The 19,751-nt window shown below is 69.0% G+C and carries 19 protein-coding genes and 2 pseudogenes; 12 read left to right on the top strand and 9 right to left on the bottom strand.

What is annotated here, in order from left to right; all coding sequences use genetic code 11:
- Window positions 1-215: 215 nt before the first annotated feature.
- From ccrA to pssA, 7 genes are all read left to right on the top strand, one after another.
- A complete protein-coding gene (gene ccrA, locus ACH4EW_RS25065; RefSeq protein ID WP_398260455.1) occupies window positions 216-1,721 on the top strand; it encodes a crotonyl-CoA carboxylase/reductase in 1,506 nt (501 codons plus the stop codon).
- Between the two features lies 1 nt (window position 1,722).
- On the top strand, window positions 1,723-3,735 hold the full coding sequence (locus ACH4EW_RS25060) for a protein meaA (protein WP_398260453.1): 2,013 nt from the start codon (window positions 1,723-1,725) through the stop codon (window positions 3,733-3,735).
- Complete coding sequence (locus ACH4EW_RS25055) at window positions 3,732-4,736, top strand: HpcH/HpaI aldolase/citrate lyase family protein (RefSeq protein WP_398260451.1); 1,005 nt, start codon at window positions 3,732-3,734, stop codon at window positions 4,734-4,736. Before ACH4EW_RS25060 ends, ACH4EW_RS25055 begins: the two co-directional genes overlap by 4 nt.
- A 2-nt stretch (window positions 4,737-4,738) precedes the next feature.
- Window positions 4,739-5,266 (top strand): MaoC family dehydratase, encoded by a 528-nt coding sequence (locus ACH4EW_RS25050; RefSeq protein ID WP_398260449.1) that lies wholly within the window; start codon window positions 4,739-4,741, stop codon window positions 5,264-5,266.
- 2 nt (window positions 5,267-5,268) lie between these two features.
- The gene (locus ACH4EW_RS25045) at window positions 5,269-6,474 is read left to right on the top strand and encodes an acyl-CoA dehydrogenase family protein (RefSeq protein ID WP_398260447.1); all 1,206 of its coding nucleotides are present in this window, start codon (window positions 5,269-5,271) and stop codon (window positions 6,472-6,474) included.
- 181 nt (window positions 6,475-6,655) lie between these two features.
- Window positions 6,656-7,303, top strand: a complete 648-nt coding sequence (locus ACH4EW_RS25040; protein ID WP_398260445.1) for a phosphatidylserine decarboxylase — start codon at window positions 6,656-6,658, stop codon at window positions 7,301-7,303.
- A complete protein-coding gene (gene pssA, locus ACH4EW_RS25035; protein WP_398260443.1) occupies window positions 7,290-8,147 on the top strand; it encodes a CDP-diacylglycerol--serine O-phosphatidyltransferase in 858 nt (285 codons plus the stop codon). Before ACH4EW_RS25040 ends, pssA begins: the two co-directional genes overlap by 14 nt.
- A 98-nt stretch (window positions 8,148-8,245) precedes the next feature.
- Here the strand turns inward: pssA and ACH4EW_RS25030 are convergent, their stop codons facing one another.
- Window positions 8,246-9,277: a zinc-binding alcohol dehydrogenase family protein gene (locus ACH4EW_RS25030; RefSeq protein WP_398260441.1), complete on the bottom strand. Its 1,032-nt coding sequence runs from the start codon at window positions 9,275-9,277 to the stop codon at window positions 8,246-8,248.
- Between the two features lie 300 nt (window positions 9,278-9,577).
- On the opposite strand from ACH4EW_RS25030, the gene ACH4EW_RS25025 reads away from it, so the two are divergent.
- Window positions 9,578-10,072, top strand: coding sequence for an SRPBCC family protein (locus tag ACH4EW_RS25025; RefSeq protein ID WP_398260439.1), 495 nt, complete (start codon window positions 9,578-9,580; stop codon window positions 10,070-10,072).
- A 55-nt stretch (window positions 10,073-10,127) separates the two neighbouring features.
- On the opposite strand, the gene ACH4EW_RS25020 is transcribed toward ACH4EW_RS25025, so the two are convergent.
- Window positions 10,128-11,261 carry a glycerate kinase gene (locus ACH4EW_RS25020; protein WP_398260437.1) on the bottom strand — a complete coding sequence of 378 codons (1,134 nt, stop codon included), beginning with the start codon at window positions 11,259-11,261 and terminating at the stop codon, window positions 10,128-10,130.
- Window positions 11,262-11,373: 112 nt separating this feature from the next.
- Between ACH4EW_RS25020 and ACH4EW_RS25015 the strand changes: the two genes are divergently transcribed.
- Window positions 11,374-11,868, top strand: a complete 495-nt coding sequence (locus ACH4EW_RS25015) for an NUDIX domain-containing protein (RefSeq protein ID WP_398260435.1) — start codon at window positions 11,374-11,376, stop codon at window positions 11,866-11,868.
- A gap of 341 nt (window positions 11,869-12,209) precedes the next feature.
- Window positions 12,210-12,794, top strand: a complete 585-nt coding sequence (locus tag ACH4EW_RS25010; RefSeq protein ID WP_398260433.1) for a TMEM165/GDT1 family protein — start codon at window positions 12,210-12,212, stop codon at window positions 12,792-12,794.
- A gap of 104 nt (window positions 12,795-12,898) precedes the next feature.
- Here ACH4EW_RS25010 and ACH4EW_RS25005 read toward each other — a convergent pair whose 3' ends face one another.
- From ACH4EW_RS25005 to ACH4EW_RS24990, 4 genes are all read right to left on the bottom strand, one after another.
- Entirely contained in the window at window positions 12,899-13,423 is a 525-nt protein-coding gene (locus ACH4EW_RS25005) for a methylated-DNA--[protein]-cysteine S-methyltransferase (RefSeq protein ID WP_398260431.1), read from the bottom strand.
- A 20-nt stretch (window positions 13,424-13,443) separates the two neighbouring features.
- The gene (locus tag ACH4EW_RS25000; RefSeq protein ID WP_398260429.1) at window positions 13,444-14,916 is read right to left on the bottom strand and encodes an AlkA N-terminal domain-containing protein; all 1,473 of its coding nucleotides are present in this window, start codon (window positions 14,914-14,916) and stop codon (window positions 13,444-13,446) included.
- Window positions 14,917-15,010: 94 nt separating this feature from the next.
- Window positions 15,011-15,547, bottom strand: coding sequence for an O-acetyl-ADP-ribose deacetylase (locus ACH4EW_RS24995; RefSeq protein ID WP_398260427.1), 537 nt, complete (start codon window positions 15,545-15,547; stop codon window positions 15,011-15,013).
- 102 nt (window positions 15,548-15,649) lie between these two features.
- Window positions 15,650-17,065: a phytoene desaturase family protein gene (locus tag ACH4EW_RS24990; protein WP_398260425.1), complete on the bottom strand. Its 1,416-nt coding sequence runs from the start codon at window positions 17,063-17,065 to the stop codon at window positions 15,650-15,652.
- Window positions 17,066-17,237: 172 nt separating this feature from the next.
- Between ACH4EW_RS24990 and ACH4EW_RS24985 the strand changes: the two are divergent.
- Window positions 17,238-17,393: pseudogene (locus ACH4EW_RS24985) on the top strand (DNA polymerase subunit beta); the annotation flags it as partial.
- Between the two features lie 46 nt (window positions 17,394-17,439).
- Here ACH4EW_RS24985 and ACH4EW_RS24980 read toward each other — a convergent pair.
- The 3 genes from ACH4EW_RS24980 to ACH4EW_RS24970 all read right to left on the bottom strand — a co-directional run bounded on the left by ACH4EW_RS24980 (window position 17,440) and on the right by ACH4EW_RS24970 (window position 19,524).
- Window positions 17,440-18,267, bottom strand: a complete 828-nt coding sequence (locus tag ACH4EW_RS24980; protein WP_398260423.1) for an inositol monophosphatase family protein — start codon at window positions 18,265-18,267, stop codon at window positions 17,440-17,442.
- Window positions 18,268-18,347: 80 nt separating this feature from the next.
- Window positions 18,348-18,707: a Zn-ribbon domain-containing OB-fold protein gene (locus ACH4EW_RS24975; protein WP_398260421.1), complete on the bottom strand. Its 360-nt coding sequence runs from the start codon at window positions 18,705-18,707 to the stop codon at window positions 18,348-18,350.
- A gap of 145 nt (window positions 18,708-18,852) precedes the next feature.
- Window positions 18,853-19,524 carry a TetR family transcriptional regulator gene (locus tag ACH4EW_RS24970; RefSeq protein WP_398260587.1) on the bottom strand — a complete coding sequence of 224 codons (672 nt, stop codon included), beginning with the start codon at window positions 19,522-19,524 and terminating at the stop codon, window positions 18,853-18,855.
- Between the two features lie 146 nt (window positions 19,525-19,670).
- Between ACH4EW_RS24970 and ACH4EW_RS24965 the strand changes: the two are divergent.
- Window positions 19,671-19,751 (top strand): annotated as a pseudogene (locus ACH4EW_RS24965) (electron transfer flavoprotein subunit beta); the annotation flags it as partial.

Raw genomic sequence — 19,751 nt, 5'->3', positions numbered from 1 at the left:
GGCGTGCTGAGACCTCACCTACGCCGGCTGTCCCCGCAAGCAATATGCCTGCGCGCCCGGACGCCTGCGTCACAGGCAATCCCTTCCGCTCCACAGAGCACGCCGAAGCCTTACCAGCCGAACCGACGGCAGCACCTCCACACCACACTGCTCCCCCTCAGCTCGCAGGGACTCTCAAGCGTTCCCTCAGCGCCCCCATCCGCCGGAGGCACACCGTGAAGGAAATCCTGGACGCGATCCAATCGCAGACGGAATCGAAAAGCGGCTCCGCCGCGGACACAGCCGCAGACTTCGCGGCCCTGTCCATCCCTGAGTCGTACCGCGCGGTGACCGTGCACAAGGACGAGACGGAGATGTTCGCCGGGCTCACCACCCGCGACAAGGACCCCCGCAAGTCACTGCATGTCGACGAGGTTCCGGTGCCCGAGCTCGGGCCCGGTGAGGCACTGGTCGCCGTCATGGCCAGCTCGGTGAACTACAACTCCGTGTGGACCTCGATCTTCGAGCCGATGCCCACCTTCGGCTTCCTGGAGCGCTACGGCAAGCTCAGCGAGCTCACCAAGCGCCACGACCTGCCGTACCACGTCATCGGCTCCGACCTCGCGGGCGTCGTCCTGCGCACCGGCCCCGGCGTCAACGCCTGGCACCCGGGCGACGAGGTCGTCGCGCACTGCCTCTCGGTCGAACTGGAGTCCTCGGACGGCCACAACGACACGATGCTCGACCCCGAGCAGCGCATCTGGGGCTTCGAGACCAACTTCGGCGGCCTCGCAGAACTCGCGCTCGTCAAGTCCAACCAGCTGATGCCGAAGCCGCAGCACCTCAGCTGGGAGGAGGCCGCGGCTCCCGGCCTGGTCAACTCCACCGCGTACCGCCAGCTCGTCTCACGCAACGGCGCCGGCATGAAGCAGGGCGACAACGTGCTGATCTGGGGCGCCAGCGGCGGACTCGGTTCATACGCCACGCAGTTCGCGCTGGCCGGTGGCGCCAATCCGATCTGTGTCGTCTCCAGCGATCAGAAGGCGGACATCTGCCGGAAGATGGGCGCCGAGGCGATCATCGACCGCAACGCCGAGGGCTACAAGTTCTGGAAGGACGAGCACAACCAGGACCCGCGCGAGTGGAAGCGGTTCGGCAAGCGCATCCGTGAACTCACCGGCGGCGAGGACGTGGACATCGTCTTCGAGCACCCGGGCCGCGAGACGTTCGGCGCCTCCGTGTATGTGACCCGCAAGGGCGGCACGATCGTCACCTGCGCCTCCACGTCCGGCTACACCCACGAGTACGACAACCGCTACCTGTGGATGTCACTGAAGAAGATCGTGGGCTCGCACTTCGCCAACTACCGCGAGGCGTGGGAGGCCAACCGCCTGGTCGCCAAGGGCAAGATCCACCCGACGCTGTCGAAGGTCTACTCCCTGGAGGAGACCGGTCAGGCCGCGTACGACGTCCACCGCAACCTCCACCAGGGCAAGGTCGGCGTCCTGGCGCTGGCGCCGCGCGAGGGTCTGGGCGTGCGCGACCACGAGCTGCGCGAGAAGCACATCGACGCCATCAACCTGTTCCGTGACGCGTCAGCGGAGCGGACCAATAAGCACAGCCGTGACGCGTCAGCGGAGCGGACCAATAAGCACAGCCGTGACGCGTCAGCGGAGCGGACCAGTAAGCACAGCCGTGACGCGTCAGCGGAGCGGACCGACGAGCACAGCAGGAATGTCTGACATGACGGGCCGCCAGAAGGACCGCCCCTGGCTCATGCGGACGTACGCCGGCCACTCGACCGCCGAGGCGTCCAACGAGCTCTACCGGCGCAACCTCGCCAAGGGCCAGACGGGCCTGTCGGTCGCCTTCGACCTGCCGACGCAGACCGGTTACGACCCCGACCACATCCTCGCCCGCGGCGAGGTCGGCCGGGTCGGCGTGCCCGTGTCGCACCTCGGTGACATGCGCCGGCTGTTCCAGGACATCCCCCTGGAGCAGATGAACACCTCGATGACGATCAACGCCACCGCGATGTGGCTGCTGGCGCTCTACCAGGTGGTCGCCGAGGAGCAGGGCGCCGATCCCACGAGGCTCCAGGGCACCACGCAGAACGACATCGTCAAGGAGTACCTCTCGCGCGGGACACACGTCTTCCCGCCCGGCCCCTCACTGCGGCTGACCACCGACATGATCACGTACACGGTCAACCACATCCCGAAGTGGAACCCGATCAACATCTGCAGTTACCACCTGCAGGAGGCGGGAGCCACTCCGGTCCAGGAGATCGCGTACGCCATGTCGACGGCGATCGCCGTCCTCGACGCCGTGCGCGACTCCGGCCAGGTACCCGACGAGAAGTTCGGCGATGTGGTCGCCCGGATCTCGTTCTTTGTGAACGCGGGCGTCCGTTTCATCGAGGAGATGTGCAAGATGCGCGCCTTCGGCCGCATCTGGGACCAGGTCACGCGCGAGCGGTACGGCATCACCGATGCCAAGCAGCGCCGCTTCCGGTACGGCGTCCAGGTCAACTCCCTCGGACTGACCGAGGCGCAGCCGGAGAACAACGTCCAGCGCATCGTCCTGGAGATGCTGGCCGTCACCCTGTCCAAGGACGCCCGCGCCCGGGCCGTCCAGCTGCCGGCCTGGAACGAGGCGCTGGGGCTTCCCCGGCCCTGGGACCAGCAGTGGTCGCTCCGTATCCAGCAGGTGCTCGCGCACGAGAGCGATCTGCTGGAGTACGAGGACATCTTCGCCGGATCGCATGTCATCGAAGCCAAGGTGGACGAGCTGGTCACCGAGTCGCTCGCCGAGGTCGACCGGATCCAGCGGATGGGCGGCGCCACGGCGGCCGTCGAGTCCGGCTATCTGAAGTCCGAGCTGGTCTCCTCGCACGCCGCCCGCCGGGCCCGGATCGAGGGCGGTGAGGAGAAGATCGTCGGCGTCAACATCTACGAGACGACGGAACCGAACCCGCTCACCGCGGACCTCGACGGGGCGATCATGACGGTCGACCCCGCCAATGAGGCCAGGGTCGTCGCAGCCCTCCACGAGTGGCGCGACAACCGCGACGAGGCTCGTGCCACCGACGCGCTGGCCGCGCTGAAGAAGGCGGCCGCGGGCACCGAGAACATGATGGAAGCGACCGTGGAGTGCGCCCGCGCGGGTGTCACCACCGGCGAGTGGTCCTGGGCGCTGCGCGATGTCTTCGGCGAGTTCCGGGCTCCGACCGGAGTCTCGTCCGCCCCGGTCGCGGTGACCGCGGAGGCCGGCACACCGCTCGCCCTGGTCCGCGAGAAGGTCGCCCGCACCGCGGCCGACCTGGGAGCCGGACGGCTGAGGCTGCTGGTCGGCAAGCCGGGCCTGGACGGGCACTCCAACGGCGCCGAGCAGATCGCCGTAAGAGCCCGTGACGCCGGTTTCGAGGTCGTCTACCAGGGGATCAGGCTGACCCCCGAACAGATCGTCTCGGCCGCCCTCTCCGAGGACGTGCACTGCGTCGGTCTGTCGATCCTGTCGGGTTCGCACGCCGAACTCGTACCGGACGTACTCACCCGGCTGCGCGAGGCGGGCGCCGCCGACATCCCGGTGATCGCGGGCGGGATCATTCCGCCCGCCGATGCCGCGGCCCTGACAGGAGCAGGTGTCGCCGCCGTATTCACCCCGAAGGATTTCGGTATCACGGAGATCATCGGCCGTATCGTCGACGAGGTCCGGAAAGCGAACAAGCTCGACCCTCTGGAGGTCCCCGCATGACCCAGCCCGCCACCACCCTTCCAGGGAGCGGCTCCGCCGCGCACCTCCCGAACCGTCTGCGTCCGCGCCGTTCCTGTCTGGCAGTGCCCGGCTCGAACCCGCGGTTCCTGGAGAAGGCCCAGGGACTCCCTGCCGACCAGGTCTTCCTCGACCTGGAGGACGCCTGCGCTCCGCTCGCCAAGGAGGGTGCCCGGCACACCATCGTCGACGCGCTGAACAACGGCGACTGGACGGGCAAGACCCGGGTCGTCCGCGTCAACGACTGGACGACGCACTGGACGTACCGCGATGTCATCACGGTCGTCGAGGGCGCCGGCCAGAACCTCGACTGCATCATGCTGCCGAAGGTGCAGGACGCCCAGCAGGTCGTCGCGCTCGACCTCCTGCTGACCCAGATCGAGAAGACAATGGGCTTCGAGGTCGGCAGGATCGGCATCGAGGCGCAGATCGAGAACGCCAAGGGCCTGGTGAACATCGACGACATCGCCGCCGCCTCGCCGCGCCTGGAGACACTGATCTTCGGCCCGGCCGACTTCATGGCGTCGATCAACATGAAGACCCTGGTCGTCGGTCAGCAGCCGCCCGGGTACGGCGCGGACGCGTACCACTACATCCTGATGCGCATTCTGATGGCGGCCCGTACGCACGACCTCCAGGCGATCGACGGTCCCTTCCTGCAGATCCGTGACGTGGACGCGTACCGCGAGGTCGCGGGCCGTGCGGCGGCGCTGGGCTTCGACGGCAAGTGGGTGCTGCACCCGGGTCAGGTCGACGCGGCCAACGAGGTGTTCTCGCCGTCGCAGGAGGACTACGACCACGCCGAGCTGATCCTCGACGCATACGAGTGGTGCACCTCGGAGGAGGGCGGCAAGAAGGGCTCGGCCATGCTCGGCGACGAGATGATCGACGAGGCGAGCCGCAAGATGGCGCTCGTCATCGCGGGCAAGGGCCGCGCGGCCGGTATGCAGCGCACCTCCAAGTTCGAAGCACCGGAGGCCTGATCATGCAGTTCGGACGCACCTATGAGGAGTTCGAGGTCGGTGCAGTCTACAAGCACTGGCCCGGAAAGACTGTCACCGAGTACGACGACCACCTTTTCTGCCTGTTGACCATGAATCATCACCCGCTCCACATGGACAGCAACTACGCGGAGAAGACGACCGACTTCGGGAAGAACGTTGTTGTAGGCAACTACATCTACTCGCTGCTGCTCGGCATGTCCGTTCCGGATGTCTCCGGAAAGGCGATCGCCAACCTGGAAGTCGAGTCGCTGAAGCATGTCGCGCCGACTTTCCACGGCGACACGATCTATGGCGAGACGACCGTTTTGGACAAGACTCCGTCAAAGTCCAAGAACGACCGCGGAATCGTTTATGTGGAGACCAGGGGGTACAAGCAGGACTCCACCCTGGTCTGCGTGTTCCGTCGCAAGGTGATGGTCCCCACCAAGACGTACATCAAGGAGCGCGGCGGGGAACAGCCCGGCCGCCCCGAGCTGAACCAGCCTTCGCAGAAGAACGTGGAGAAGTAGCCATGACGCGACTTGCCCAGACCGCCGGTCTCAACGATGTCCAGCAGGAAATTCTCTCCACGGTCCGGGATTTTGTCGACAAGGAGATCATTCCGGTTGCGACCCGGCTGGAGCACCGTGACGAGTACCCGACCGAGATCGTCGAGGGACTGAAGGATCTCGGCCTGTTCGGGCTGATGATTCCCGAGGAGTACGGGGGCCTGGGTGAGTCGCTTCTCACATACGCGCTGTGCGTGGAGGAAATCGCCCGCGGCTGGATGAGCGTGTCGGGAATCATCAATACGCACTTCATCGTGGCGTACATGCTCAAGCAGCACGGCACGCAGGAGCAGAAGGACACGTTCCTGCCGCGGATGGCGCTGGGGGAGGTCCGGGGTGCGTTCTCGATGTCCGAGCCGGCACTGGGCTCCGATGTCTCGGCCATCACCTCCAAAGGCGTCAAGGACGGCGATGAGTACGTCCTGAACGGCCAGAAGATGTGGCTGACGAACGGCGGCACGTCCTCGCTCGTCGCCGTACTGTGCCGGAGTGACGAAGGCCACCCCGAGGGAACCGCCCCGCACAAGTCGATGACGACGTTCCTGGTGGAGAAGGAGCCCGGCTTCGGCGAGGTGCGGCCCGGCCTCACCGTTCCCGGCAAAATCGACAAAATGGGTTACAAGGGTGTCGACACAACCGAACTCATCATGGACGGGCTACGCATTCCGGCCAATCGAGTGCTGGGCGGCACCACCGGCCGAGGGTTTTACCACATGATGGACGGCGTCGAGGTCGGCCGGGTAAATGTGGCTGCGCGTGGCTGCGGCGTCGCACAGCGTGCATTCGAGCTGGGCGTTTCGTATGCCCAGCAGCGCCACACCTTCGGAAAGCCGATCGCCCAGCACCAGGCAATCCAGTTCAAGCTGGCCGAAATGGCCACCAAGGTCGAAGCTGCCCATGCGATGATGGTGAATGCAGCGCGCAAAAAGGACTCCGGGGAACGAAATGACCTGGAGGCAGGGATGGCGAAGTACCTCGCCTCCGAGTACTGCAAGGAAGTCGTCGAGGACGCCTTCCGGATCCATGGCGGTTACGGCTTCTCCAAGGAGTACGAGATCGAGCGCCTCTACCGGGAGGCCCCGATGCTGCTGATCGGTGAAGGTACCGCCGAGATCCAGAAAATGATCATTGGGCGCCGACTCCTCGAGGAGTACCGGTTGCAGGGGTGATTGTCCCTTTCTAGGCGATTTGGCCGCGAAGAAGATCACACCCTGTCACCCTCAGGTGGTGCCTTCAAGCCGTCCGACTCGGGCGCTGGCTTGCCCAGTTACGGCTCGCAACCGATAGCATCGCCGGAAAAGCCGCCGTCCCCCGTCGCCAGCGCGGCACCCTCCGCTACGAAGGTCATCCATGCCCGACAGCCAAACCTCTGCATCTCGCGGCGGAGTCCGCCTTGCACGCGGAGCTTCGCCGTGGCTCCTCCCGACCGTCGCCACCGCGGCACTCAGCCTCACCCGGGCCCGCAAGTCCGGACGCTGGGCCGCGGTGGCCGTGCCCACCACCGCGCTCGCGGCAGGCATGCTGTGGTTCTTCCGCGACCCCGAGCGTGAGATCGCTCAGGGCCGGGTCATTTCACCGGCCGACGGCGTGGTGCAGAGCATCATGCCGTGGAAGGACGGGCGCACCCGCGTCGCGATCTTCATGAGCCCGCTGAATGTCCATGTCAACCGTGCGCCCCTTGCCGGCACGGTGACCTCGGTCGAGCACATCCCCGGTGGGTTCGTTCCGGCGTTCAACAAGGAGAGCGAGAACAACGAGCGCGTTGTCTGGCACTTCGACACCGAGCTCGGCGACATCGAGATGGTGCAGATCGCCGGTGCGGTCGCCCGTCGCATCGTCCCTTATGTCCCACAGGGCACGAAGGTGGAGCAGGGCGAGCGCATCGGTCTGATCCGCTTCGGCTCCCGGGTCGACATCTACCTTCCGGAAGGTATCGATGTCGCGGTCGAGGTCGGCCAGGCCACCACCGCGGGGGTGACTCGAATTGACCGTGATTGATCCTGACACACAGGCCGGCTGGGTTCCGGAGGCCGAGTCCGAGGAGGACGCCGGCGAGGACATGCCGCTTTCACTGCGGCTGTCGATAGCGGACACCCTCACTCTCGGCAACGCCACGTGCGGTTTCATGGCGGTGTACTTCACCACCACCGGAATCCTCATCCCGCACCTCACGGGCAGCGACGAGAGCGGTATGGCCCGGCACTCCGCGGCCACTGCCGTGATCCTCATGCTGCTGGCCGCGGTGTTCGACCTCTTCGACGGGCTCGTGGCACGCAAGCTGCGCTCCTCGCCGATGGGCGCCGAGCTGGACAACCTCTCGGACCTGATCAGCTTCGGGCTCGCACCGGCGTACTTCGTCCTCGTGTACGGCATGGTCGCGGACGACGCACACCAGCGGGTTTCGGCACTGGCGGCGATCGTGGTGCTGCTGGCTGTGGTGCTCAGACTTGCCAGATTCTCTTGCGTGACCATGAAGGACGGCATGTTCCAGGGCATGCCGAGCCCCTTCGGAGCGCTCACGGTCGTATCGATCGTGCTCCTGGAGCTGCCCTTCGTACCGACGCTGCTCGCGATCGTCGGTGTGGCGTGGCTGATGGTCAGCCGGGTCGAGTACCCGAAACCGCGGGGCGTCCTCGCGGTGGCGATGCTCAGCTGGATCGTGGCCGCGATGGGGCTCCTCGCCGCATGGGCGTTCGACGCCCCCGGCGGGAAGCTGCTCCTCCAGACCGGCTGTGCGTTGCAGGTGGTCCTGGGAGCGGTCATTCCGCTCTTCGCGACGGCACGGCGGGTGAACACTTTCCGCGGCAACCGGCGTGAGGCACGGGCGGCGCAGCTGCCGTAGCGGCACAGACGATACGTAAGAGGGCCCGGGTGCTCCCCAGCACCCGGGCCCTCTGCGCGTGCCGGGCGGCCTCCGCCCGATCGAAGGTCTGCAGGCTCTCAGCCGGGTACGAGCACGGCGGCCCCGTTCACCCGGTCGGCCGCCAGATCGGCCAGTGCCTGGTCGGCCCTGCTCAGCGGGTAGGTGCTCACCGTGACCCGGATGCCCACACGTCCGGCCAGAGCGAGGAATTCGCGGCCGTCCTCGCGGGTGTTGGAGGTGACGCTGCGCAGATTGCGCTCCTGGAACAGGTGACGCTGGTAGTTCAGCACGGGAATGTCCGACAGATGAATTCCGGCGATGGCAAGCGTGCCGGACCTGTCCAGTGCCTCCATCGCCACCGGCACCAGGTCGCCGACCGGTGCGAACAGAATCGCCGAGTCCAGGGGCTCCGGTGGGCGGTCGTAGGCACCGCCCACCGACGAGGCGCCGAGCTCCAGAGCGAGCGCGCGTGCCTGTGCCGAGCGGGTCAGCACATGAACGGTGGCGCCCTCGGCGAGGGCCACCTGGGCAGCCAGATGGGCCGACGCGCCGAAGCCGTAGATTCCCAGCCGCCCACCCTCCGGCAGCGCACTGCGCCGGAGCGACCGGTATCCGATGATCCCTGCGCAGAGGAGGGGTGCGAGCCGGACGGCGTCCTGGTCTTCCGGAAGCCGGTAGGCGAACGCCTCCGGAACGAGCGCTGTGTCGGCGAAGCCGCCGTCCGCGTCCCACCCCGTATAGGTGGACCGCGGGCAGAGGTTCTCCCGGCCGCCCAGGCAGTACCGGCAGCGCCCGCACGTTCCGCGCAGCCACGCTCCACCCACCCGGTCGCCGATACGGAAGACACCGACCCCCTCGCCGACGGCAGCCACCCGGCCGACGATCTCATGACCGGGGACCGTGCAGGGACGGCGCGGAAGGAGATCGCCCTCGGCCAGATGGAGATCCGTGCGGCAGACGCCGCACGCTTCCACGTTCAGCAGGAACTCCCCGGTACCGGGAGCGGGCATCGTACGGCGCACGCGTGCCAAGGGCCCGGTGCCGATCGGACCGGGTGTCCGGACGGCCCAGCCGCTCTGCTCGGCCTGGACGGACTCGGAGACAGCCACACGTCCAGCGTGCGGCGGCGGAGCGGGAGAGGCAACCGACCCCGTTTCAAAGCCATCTCGCTCACAGCTCTGCTCCTCGCGGCGGTCATCACCGAACGGAACCGCCCATACCAGGAAATGAAGCGACTCCGCGCGCAACTCTCCGAGAAGGTGTCGCAACAGGACATCTGATTCACTCCAACAGCCGTGCGAAGCGTGCGCGGACCTGAGATCCGGATCAGGCTGATGGGCGAACGGCACCGCAACGAGGGCAACCGGACGCCGAGACCCGGGCGGACGGGCGCCGTAAGAGGTGGAGCCATGCCCCATGTGTCTGCGAATGTCCATGTGTCCCGCCCCGCCGACGAGATCTTCTCGTTTCTCCGGGATCCGCGGAATCTGGCCGTGTGGTCATCGAGCATAGATCAGGTGATCGAGGGCCCGATCCGTACGGAACTCGGCGACGAGTACACCTGCAAGTTCCCGGGCAGGCGACGGGTGCACCGCCTCACGTGCACCGCGAGCTCACCTGTCGAGTACCTGGCCTTCCGCGGTGCGCGCATGTGGACCCCGCTGGGTCGCCACTCCCCGGAACTCGAGTTCCGGCTGAGCCCGAGCCGGCGGGGAACGCTGGTCAACGTCTCGGTCAAGCCCCATCTGGACGGCGGCATGATCATCCTTGCCCCGTTCGTGACGATGGCGTGGCGTCGTGATCTGCCGGTGGAGCTGCAGTGTCTGGCGGAACTGCTCGCCGACGGGGGCCGTCCCGATGCGGACACGAGTGACGGGCAGGGGGCGGCACCCTCCGGGGGGTGACGCGGAGGGGTGGGGTGCGTTCCCACTGGGTGGGGATGTCCCCCTCCACACCGGACTACAGGAGGAAGTCGCGCGCGATCGCCTCGGCCGCGCGTTCCAGCAGTGGTCCCGCCTGGGCCATGGAGACCGCCGGATCCGGTTCCAGGTCCGTGAGGGCGTATGCGCGGCTGATTCCCGCCCCGGTCAGAGCCTCCGGCGCCAGGGCGAGGCGGCCGCAGACCGCAACGACCTCGACACCCGCGGCACGGGCCGCCGCGGCCACGCCTGCCGGGGCCTTGCCGTGGAGGGTCTGCTCGTCGAGCGAACCCTCCCCGGTGATCACCAGCGTGGCGCGTGCCAGCGCGGGGGCGAAGCCGAGGACGTCGAGCATGACCTCGATGCCGGGGCGGAACCGGGCGCCGAGAGCGACCAGCGCCCCGTAGCCGGCGCCGCCCGCCGCGCCTGCTCCGGGCAGCCGGGCGTGGTCCGGGCCCAGGATGGACGCGTAGTGGGCGAGCGCGCCGTCGAGGGTCACGATGTCGTCCTCGGTCGCGCCCTTCTGCCGGCCGTAGACCTCAGGCGCACCCTTCGGGCCCGTCAGTGGGTTGTCCACGTCACTGGCGAGGATCAGGTCCACATCGGCCATGCGTGGGTCGAGGCCGGACAGGTCCGCCTCGGCCAGGTCGGCGAGGCCGCCGCCACCGGGGCCGACGGGCTTGCCCTCCGCATCCAGGAAGCGGGCTCCGAGCGCGGCCAGCATCCCCGCACCGCCATCCGTGGTCGCGCTGCCGCCGACACCGAACACGATCGTCCGGGCACCCGCGTCGAGCGCCGCGGCCAGCAGTTCGCCGGAGCCGTACGTCGTGGCCGTGAGCGGGGCGAACACCCCTGCGGGGAGGTGCTGAAGGCCCGACGCCTCGGCCATCTCCACCACCGCCGTGGTGTCGCGCAGCGCGTACGCCGCGGTCACTGGTTCCCCGAGCGGCCCCGTCACCCGCACCTCGCGGCGCTCGAACCCGGCGGCCACCGCCGCCGCCACCGTGCCGTCGCCGCCGTCCGCCACAGGCAGGGTCTCGACCGGCACCCCGGGGACGACGCGCCGCAGCCCGGCCGTCACTCGCTCCGCGACCTGTACGGCCGTGAGCGAGCCCTTGAACTTGTCCGCCGCGACGAGCACGCGTGCGGTCTCCCTCACTGCTCCGTCCGCCACCTTGAATCCCTTGCTCTCGAACAGGCAGTCGCGCCGCCCCCGACCCTATGCGCAGCGGATACCCGCCGCCCAGCGCCTCGTCGCGCCTGCTCCCCCCTACTACGCTGCCCGTGTGACCACCACTGATTACGCCACCTACATCGCGGGACTCCCCCGGGTTCTCGCCGCCGCGGCCACCGTGTTCCGGGACGTCCACGGGCGGGTGCTGCTCGTCGAGCCGAACTACCGGGACGGCTGGGCGCTGCCCGGCGGAACGATCGAGTCGGACGAGGGCGAGAGCCCACGGCAGGCCGCGCGCCGCGAGACGGCCGAGGAGATCGGTCTCGATCTGGAGCCGGGACGGCTGCTCGCGATCGACTGGGCCCGTGGCCCCGAGCGGCCACCGATCGCCGCGTATCTGTACGACGGCGGAGTGCTGGGCGAGGCGGAGTTGAAGGCGATCCGGCTGCAGGCGGAGGAGCTCGTGTCCTGGGAACTGGTCGAGCGCGACGACCTCGGCCGCTATCTGCACGCCGGTCTCGCGCTGCGCCTGAGCGCGGCACTGGATGTGCTCGATTCCAACAGTGGTGCGGTGGAGCTGGAGGACGGCCGCCCGGTGACCGGTTGACACCCGAGCCCGCTCGCTGGCGCCGGCGCGGATGATCACTGTGCGACTCCACCGATCCCCGCCTCCGGATCGAACACCTGCACTCCCCCGTCGGCCGGTGGGGTACAGTTGATGGCTGCGAAGGGGAGTAGCCCCGCAAACCGGTCGTCGACACACTGGAGCCCTCGGGTTCCCGGTGGCCGGGCCCGTAGATCTGTACGGGCGGGCGAGACCTTCGGTCAGGTATGACACGCCCGCGCCCCGTGGGCGCTGACGTCATGCCGGGCCGAGTGGTCCTCCGAAAAGCCCGAGTGGCGCTTCGCGAAGGCCCGGGGCCCGGCTCTCACAGAAAGCCACCCGGAATGCACCTCGACCCCCTGGCGATTCTCACCGCCTTCGGGCTGATCTTCCTCGCGGAACTCCCCGACAAGACGATGTTCGCGTCGCTTGCCATGGGCACCCGTATGCGACCGCTGTATGTCTGGTTCGGTACCTCGTCCGCGTTCATCGTGCACGTCGCCATCGCCGTAGGGGCAGGCAGTCTGATCGGGCTGCTGCCCGACTGGATCGTCAAGCTCGTCTCGGCTTCCCTCTTCGCGTTCGGGGCGTTCATGCTGCTGCGCAACGGCGGCGACGACGGCGAGGAGGAGGGCAGCACCAAGACGGTGACCGGCTTCTGGCCGGTCTACTCGACCGCATTCATGGCGGTCTTCATCAGCGAGTGGGGCGACCTCACCCAGATCACCACGGCCAATCTGGCCGCGAGCAACGGCACCTGGTCCACAGCGATCGGGTCCGCGGCCGCCCTGATGTCCGTCTCGGCGCTGGCGCTGCTCGCGGGGCGGTTCATCGCGAAGCGGGTGCCCCTCAAGACGGTTCAGCGGATCGGCGGGCTCTGCATGCTGGGTCTGGCGATCTGGACCTTCGCGGAGATCTTCACCGGCTGACGCCTCCGCCGTCACGGCGCGGCTTCGGCTTCTCGTGCGTGGATTCCGGACGGGCTTGGACCAGGTCTCCCAAGCCCGTCTTCGCGTTCTTCGCACGGGCGGCGTCAGAAGAGCGCCGGGGTGCTGTCCTGCGTTCCGTTCTCGAAGGCCAGCAGCCGCTGCTTGCGGTCGAGCCCGCCGCCGTAGCCGGTGAGGCTGCCGGAGGCGCCGATGACACGGTGGCAGGGGACGATGATGCCCACCGGATTCTTGCCGTTGGCGAGGCCCACCGCGCGTGAGGCGCCCGGTTTGCCGAGGATCTCGGCCAGTTCGCCGTACGAGCGGGTCTCGCCGTAAGGAATCAGCTGGAGCTGTGCCCAGACGCTGCGCTGGAACGGGGTGCCTTCCAGATGTACCGGCAGGTCGAACTCACGTAGTTCACCGGCGAAGTAGGCGTCGAGCTGGCGGATCGTCTCCGCGAAGGGGCGCGGGTCGGGGTCGCCGAAGGTCTCCTCGGGCGGGCGGTGCCGCTGGTCCGTCATATAGAGGCCTGCGAGAACGCCGTCGGTGGCGACGAGAGTGAGCGGACCGTACGGGCTGTCGACGACCGTGTGTTGCCTGGTCACGTCACGCGTGTGCGTCGCGGTCATGGATGAACTTCCCAACTTGCTTATACGGGCAGGTGGTTGATGGGGTGATCGTCCACGGTCCAAAGATACTGGACCGCGTATGCCCGCCAGGGCCGCCAGGCCGCCGCACGGGCGGTGAGCGCTGCGGGTGTCGACGGGAGGCCGAGCTGTCCGGCCGCGCGCCGGATGCCGAGGTCGGTGGGGAGGAAGGCGTCCGGGTCGCCGAGCGCCCGCATCGCGATCACCTCGACGGTCCAGGGGCCGAAGCCGGGAAGGGCGGTCAGTTCGGCCCGCGCCTTCTCCCAGTCTGTGTCGGTACCAAGCCGCAGTGTGCCGCCGGCGAGTGCGTCGACGAGTGTGGTGAGGGTGGTGCGGCGGCTGCGCGGCAGGGCGAGCTGTTCGGGGTCGAGCGCGGCGAGGGCCTCGGGGGTCGGGAAGAGATGGGTGAGGCCGCCCTGCGGGTCGTCGACGGGGAGGCCGTGGGCGGTGACCAGACGGGCCGCGTGGGTGCGGGCGGCCGCGGTCGAGACCTGCTGGCCGAGCACCGCCCGTACGGCGAATTCCGCACCGTCGACGGTACGCGGCACCCGTCGGCCCGGCGCCTTGTCGACCAGGGGCGCGAGGAGTGGATCGGCGCGCAACTGGCCGTCGGCGGCCACGGGATCGGCGTCCAGGTCGAGCAGCCAGCGGCAGCGGCTGATAGCCAGGGTGAGATCACGCGGATCGGTGAGGGAGAGCCGGCAGGCGATGTGGTCGGGGTGCGGGGCGAGCGCGACGATGCCGTGTCCGTACCGGAGGGTGAGCGTGCGGCGGTAGGCGCCGTCGCGCCACTCCTCGACTCCGGGGACCGCGGTCGCGGCGAGGTGACCGAAGAGGTTGGTGGGGTTGAGCGGGGCCCGGTACGGCAGCCTCAGCGCTATCACGCCCGGGGTGGGCGACGGCGTCGCGGACCGGGTGGCGCGGGTGCGCAGCTCGCCGGGGGCGAGCGCGAAGACCTCACGGACGGTGTCGTTGAAGGTACGGATCGAGGAGAACCCGGCGGCGAACGCGACCTCGGCCATGGGGAGTCCGGTCGTCTCGATGAGCAGCCGCGCGGTCTGGGCGCGCTGCGCACGGGCCAGGGCGAGTGGGCCGGCGCCCAGCTCGGCGAGCAGCTGGCGCTCGATCTGCCGGGCGGAGTAGCCCAGCCTGGCCGCAAGACCGGGGACGCCTTCGCGGTCGACGACACCGTCCCGGATGAGTCGCATCGCACGGGCGACGGAGTCGGCACGGGCGTTCCACTCCGGAGAGCCGGGGCTGGTGTCGGGGCGGCACCGCTTGCAGGCCCGGAATCCGGCCTGCTGGCAGGCGGCGGCGCTGGGGTAGAAGGTCATGTTCTCGACCTTGGGCGGCACGACGGGGCAGCTGGGACGGCAGTAGATCCGGGTGGTCAGGACCGCAGTGAAGAACCAGCCGTCGAAGCGGGCGTCCTTGGACTGGACGGCCCGCACGCAGCGCTCGGTGTCGGTGTGCATGCCTCCAGCATCGGTCACGGGGCACCTGGGGGCTGGCGAGAATCCGACATCTGCCTCGCGCTGCCAGGCTCTTTTCGAATCCCCGGCCGGCCCATCATCCCTGCGCTGCCAGCACCTCTTCGAACTGCGCATACGCATCCGCGTCGAACAGCACGAAACGCACCTCCCCGACGGGTGGGGAGGCCTCCTCCAGAACCGTACGGACGGCGATACGCGCCCCGTCGTCCATGGGCCAGCCGTAGATCCCGGTCGAGATGGCGGGGAAGGCTACGGTGCGTGCCCCCAGCTCCGCAGCCACACGCAGCGATTCGCGGTAACAGGAGGCAAGGAGCGCGGACCGGTCCTCGGCGCCGCTCCAGACCGGCCCTACGGTGTGGACCACCCATCGGGCATCGAGCCTTCCGGCGGTCGTGGCAACGGCTTGGCCGGTGCGCAGCCCCTTGCCGTACCGCGAGGCGCGCAGCTCGCGGCACGCGGCGAGGATCTCCGGCCCGCCGCGCCGGTGGATCGCTCCGTCGACTCCGCCGCCGCCGAGCAGGGAGGAGTTCGCCGCGTTGACGATGACATCGGCGGACTGCTGGGTGATGTCACCGCGTACCAGGGTGACGGTGACGGTCTCGGGTGTGCGCATGCGGCCATGATGCCCCGACCCCGTTGGCCGGACGGCCCTTGGCGCTCCGAAGGAGCCTTGGCGTTCCGGACGGCCCTGGCGCTCCGGAAGGCATTGAGGTGCTCAGGACGCCCGCAGCCGCCGCCAGACGGCCTTCGCCGCGTGGTGACCGGACATGCCGTGCACGCCCGGGCCGGGCGGAGTGGCCGAGGAGCACATGAACACCGCCGGATGCGCCGTCGCATACGGAACCCGTGCGAGCTTGGGCCGTATCACCGTCTGGAGGCCGGAGAACGCGCCGCACGCGATGTCGCCGCCGACGTAATTGGCATTGCGCGCCGCGAGTTGGGGCGGCCCCGCGACCGCTCGGGCGAGCACCAGGTCGCGGAAGCCGGGGGCGAAGCGCTCCAGCTGCCGCTCGATGACATCGGTGGCGTCGCCCTCCCAGCCCGCCGGGACATGTCCGTACGCCCAGAAGACATGCCGGCCCTCGGGCGCGCGGGACGGATCGACCAGGCTGGGCTGTGCGGTGATCAGGAACGGCACGCTCGGATCGCGGCCCGCCACCGCGGCGCTCAGCGCCGAGTCGATCTCGCCGGCCGTGGGGCCGATGTGGACCGTTCCGGCGCGTCGGGCCTCCTTTGCGGTCCAGGGGACGGGGCCCGACAGTGCGTAATCGATCTTGAAGCAGGATGCTCCGTACCGATAGCCGCTGTAGGCGTGGCCCAGCCCCGCGATGCGGGCGAGGGCGGTCGGAGAGGTGTCGAAGATGTAGGCACGGGCGGGCGGGAGCTCGTCCAGGCGCTTGACCTCCGTGCCGGTACGGATCGTGCCGCCCTGTTCGCGCAAGTACGAGGCCAGGGCGTCGGAGATGGCCTGCGATCCACCGCGCGGCACCGGCCAGCCCTTCTCGTGCGCGGCGAGGGCGAAGAGCAGGGCGATCCCGCCGGTGGCCAGGCCGCTGACGGGGGCTATGGCGTGGGCGGCGAGCCCGGCGAACAGACCTCGCGCCTTCGCGCCGCGGAAGCGTCGGGAGAGCAGTGTCGCGGGCTGGAGCGCGTCCAGACCGAATCGCACCCAGCGGTACGGGTCGCGGGGCAGCCCGTCCCACGGGGTGCGCAGAAAGTCCTCGGCGAGGGTGTCCCAGTGGCCGGTGAACGGGGCGACGAGCCTGCGGTACGCCCCCGCGTCCTGGGCACCCAGCGACATGGCGCTCTCCCCCACCGAAGAGGTGAGCACGGCGGCCGATCCGTCCGGGAACGGGTGGGCGAGCGCCAGCTCGGGCTGGAGCCACTCCAGGCCGTGGCGGGCCAGCGGCATCGCGGCGAACGCGGGTGAGCCGATGCCCAGCGGATGGACGGCGGAACAGGGGTCGTGGCGGAAGCCGGGGAGGGTGAGCTCTTCGGTACGGGCACCGCCTCCGACGGTCTCGGCCGCCTCGAAGACCTCCACGGCAAAGCCCCGGCGGGCCAGTTCGACCGCGGCGGTCAGTCCGTTGGGTCCTGCCCCCACGACGACGGCATCAAGCATCGACGGCACCTTCGGACTCCTTCGTCAGCCGACGGCCAGGACACCCAGGATATTCCGAGGTGCCGACGGCGCGATGGCGGGTAGGGTCGCCGCTCGATGAACACACCCGACTCTCCGGGTTGAGGCGGTCTGGTCCGACTGCCTAAGGGCTGTCCCGTAATCCCTGGTGGGCGCACGACGACAGCCGGGGCATCCACTCGGTTTCTGGTCCCCCGCCCATCCCGGCGAGGTCGCGCTCGGGCACGTACTCGCCGATCCCCGGGGCGAATTGACAGTGCTTCAGCAGAAGACCCGGACCTGTCCGGAGCCGCTGCGCAGCGCGCTGGTCGAGGCCGCTGACCGGCCGGCCCGGTGGGGGACCCGGTGCACCCGCAGCGGGTCCATCAGGCTTCGCCGCGGAGCGCCTCGAGGATGCGCTCGACGGTCGCCTCGTCACGGGCCGCCGTGAACGGCAGGGCGTTGCCGCCGGTGATGCGGAACGGGGCGCCGGAGAGCGTGGCCTGGGCGCCGCCCGCCTCGGTGACCAGGAGCAGACCTGCCGCGTGGTCCCAGGCGTACTCCCAGTTGAAGGCGACCGCGTCCTGGTCGCCGCGGGCTACGGCGAGGTATTCGAGGCCCGCGGCACCGCAGGGGCGGGCCTCGATGCCCTCGGCGCGCAGGCCGAGGAGGGCGCGCTTCTGTGCCTCGGTGGTGTAGTCGGGGTGCGACATCGCCACCCGCAGAACGGCGCCGGGTGTGGGCGAGCCGACGTGTATCGGCTTGCCGTTGAGTGTGGCACCGCGGCCGCGGACGGCGATCGCCATCTCGTCCAGGGCCGCGGCATACGTCCAGGAGGCGAGGAGTTCGCCGCGGTGGGCGAGGGCGACCAGAGTACAGAAGCCCGGTTCGCCACGGACGAACTGGCGGGTGCCGTCGACCGGGTCGACGACCCACACCGGCGCGTCGCCGCCCAGGGCGTCGTACACCTTCGGGTCGGCGTGGACCGCCTCCTCGCCGACGACGACCGAGCCCGGCAGGAGCCTGGTCAGAGATGCGGTGAGGTGTTCCTCGGCGAGGCGGTCGGCTGTGGTGACGAGGTCGTGCGGGCCGCTCTTCTCGACGATCTCGTGCGCGGCGAGCTGCCGGTAGCGCGGCATGATCTCGGCAGCGGCCGCTGCGCGGACCGCCGCCTCGACCTCGGTCAGGTCCCCGGCGAGGAATTCATCGATCATGCCCCCAGCTAAGCACGGTCCACCGGGGGGCCGACGACCTGGTCATGACGTGGAGGAGGCCGGTCACGAGCAGGTCGGTCTCAGAACCAGTCGTCGTGCCTGGGCGGGTCGCAGAGTTCGAAGACCACCTCGCCCGCGTCCCGGTCACCGTCGGCAACCGGGCGCACCCGCGCGCCGACCGACACCTGGTGCGGTGCGGCGCCCACGACGCGGCAACGAAACGCAAAGCCCTCGGGGAGCCGGACGAGGGACTCGTTGCGTGCGGCGTCCGTGTAGCGATGCACGACGCCGGACCTCACCACGACGCCCAGACCGGCGCTGTGTTCGGGCTTCAGATCGCTTGACGCGCACACCGGACACAGCAGCCTCCGGAAGGAGGCCGTACCGCACCAGCGGCACCGGTGGTAGTGCAGGCCGGCTTCCTCATGCACCGTCTGCACGGTGCCACTTGATGACTGGGACACGTTTCGACCCCCTGCGCTCGGCTCGGATGCGCCGTACCTGCGCTTCGGCGCGTCCGCACCATAGGGCACTGAGTGCTGAAACGTAAAGGCACTTGGTGCCATATCAAGGCCGGCCCCGGTGTCAGCCCCGGCCGATCGCCGATTCGACCTGCTGCACGACGCGCCACATCGGGACCCCCTTGGCGGCAACCATGACAACCACGTCACCATCGGCGGCGGGCGGGGACGCACCCCCGGCGACCGCACTCCCCCACACCTGGCGCACCAGCCCGAGGGCGGGATCCACCGCGGCCTCCGCGTCCCCTTCACCGCCCGAACGCAGCCAGGTCCGCAACCCGTTGTTGTGCGCGGCCACCACGGATGCGGCGATCACCTCGGCCCGCAGCGCACCGTCCCCCGACTGGCCGTACCGGTCACGCAGATAGCCGGCCATCGTCTGCTCATAACGGCGCACCACGGACAGTTCGTAGGTACGAAGCCCGGGCACCTCCCGGGTGAGCCGGTAGCGCTGGACGGAGAATTCGGGGTTGGCGGAGTACATGCGCAGCACGAGCCGGGCCGCGTCGCACACCGCGTCGACCGGCTCCATGTCACCGACCGCAGCAAGAAACGCGGTCATGTCGGCGAGGCAGCGCTCGTGATCCGGGAAGACCGCGTCCTCCTTGGAGGGGAAGTACCGGAAGAACGACCGGCGCCCGACCCCGGCACGCGCCACGATGTCGTCCACCGTGGTCTGCTCGAAGCCCCGCTCCAGGAAGAGCTGGAAGGCCGCCTCGGCGAGCACCTCCCGCATGGGGGCCTTCTTCGCTGGTCTGCGTGCGTCAGTCATGCGGGGAAGGTAGCACCGGAAGACCCATTATGACACCAAGTTCCTTTACAGAGGGTACTGAGTGTCATATTGTTCGTCGATACGAATCACACCCAGGTAGGAGAGCCGGCGTGAGCTTGAGGATCGTTGTCTGTGTGAAGTATGTGCCCGACGCCACTGGCGACCGGCACTTCGCTGATGATCTGACGCTG

Source organism: Streptomyces sp. NPDC018000 (genome assembly GCF_044328025.1).
Classification (GTDB): domain Bacteria; phylum Actinomycetota; class Actinomycetes; order Streptomycetales; family Streptomycetaceae; genus Streptomyces.
Note: the sequence above shows the minus strand (reverse complement) of the source record. Positions and strands in the feature narration are given on the sequence as shown.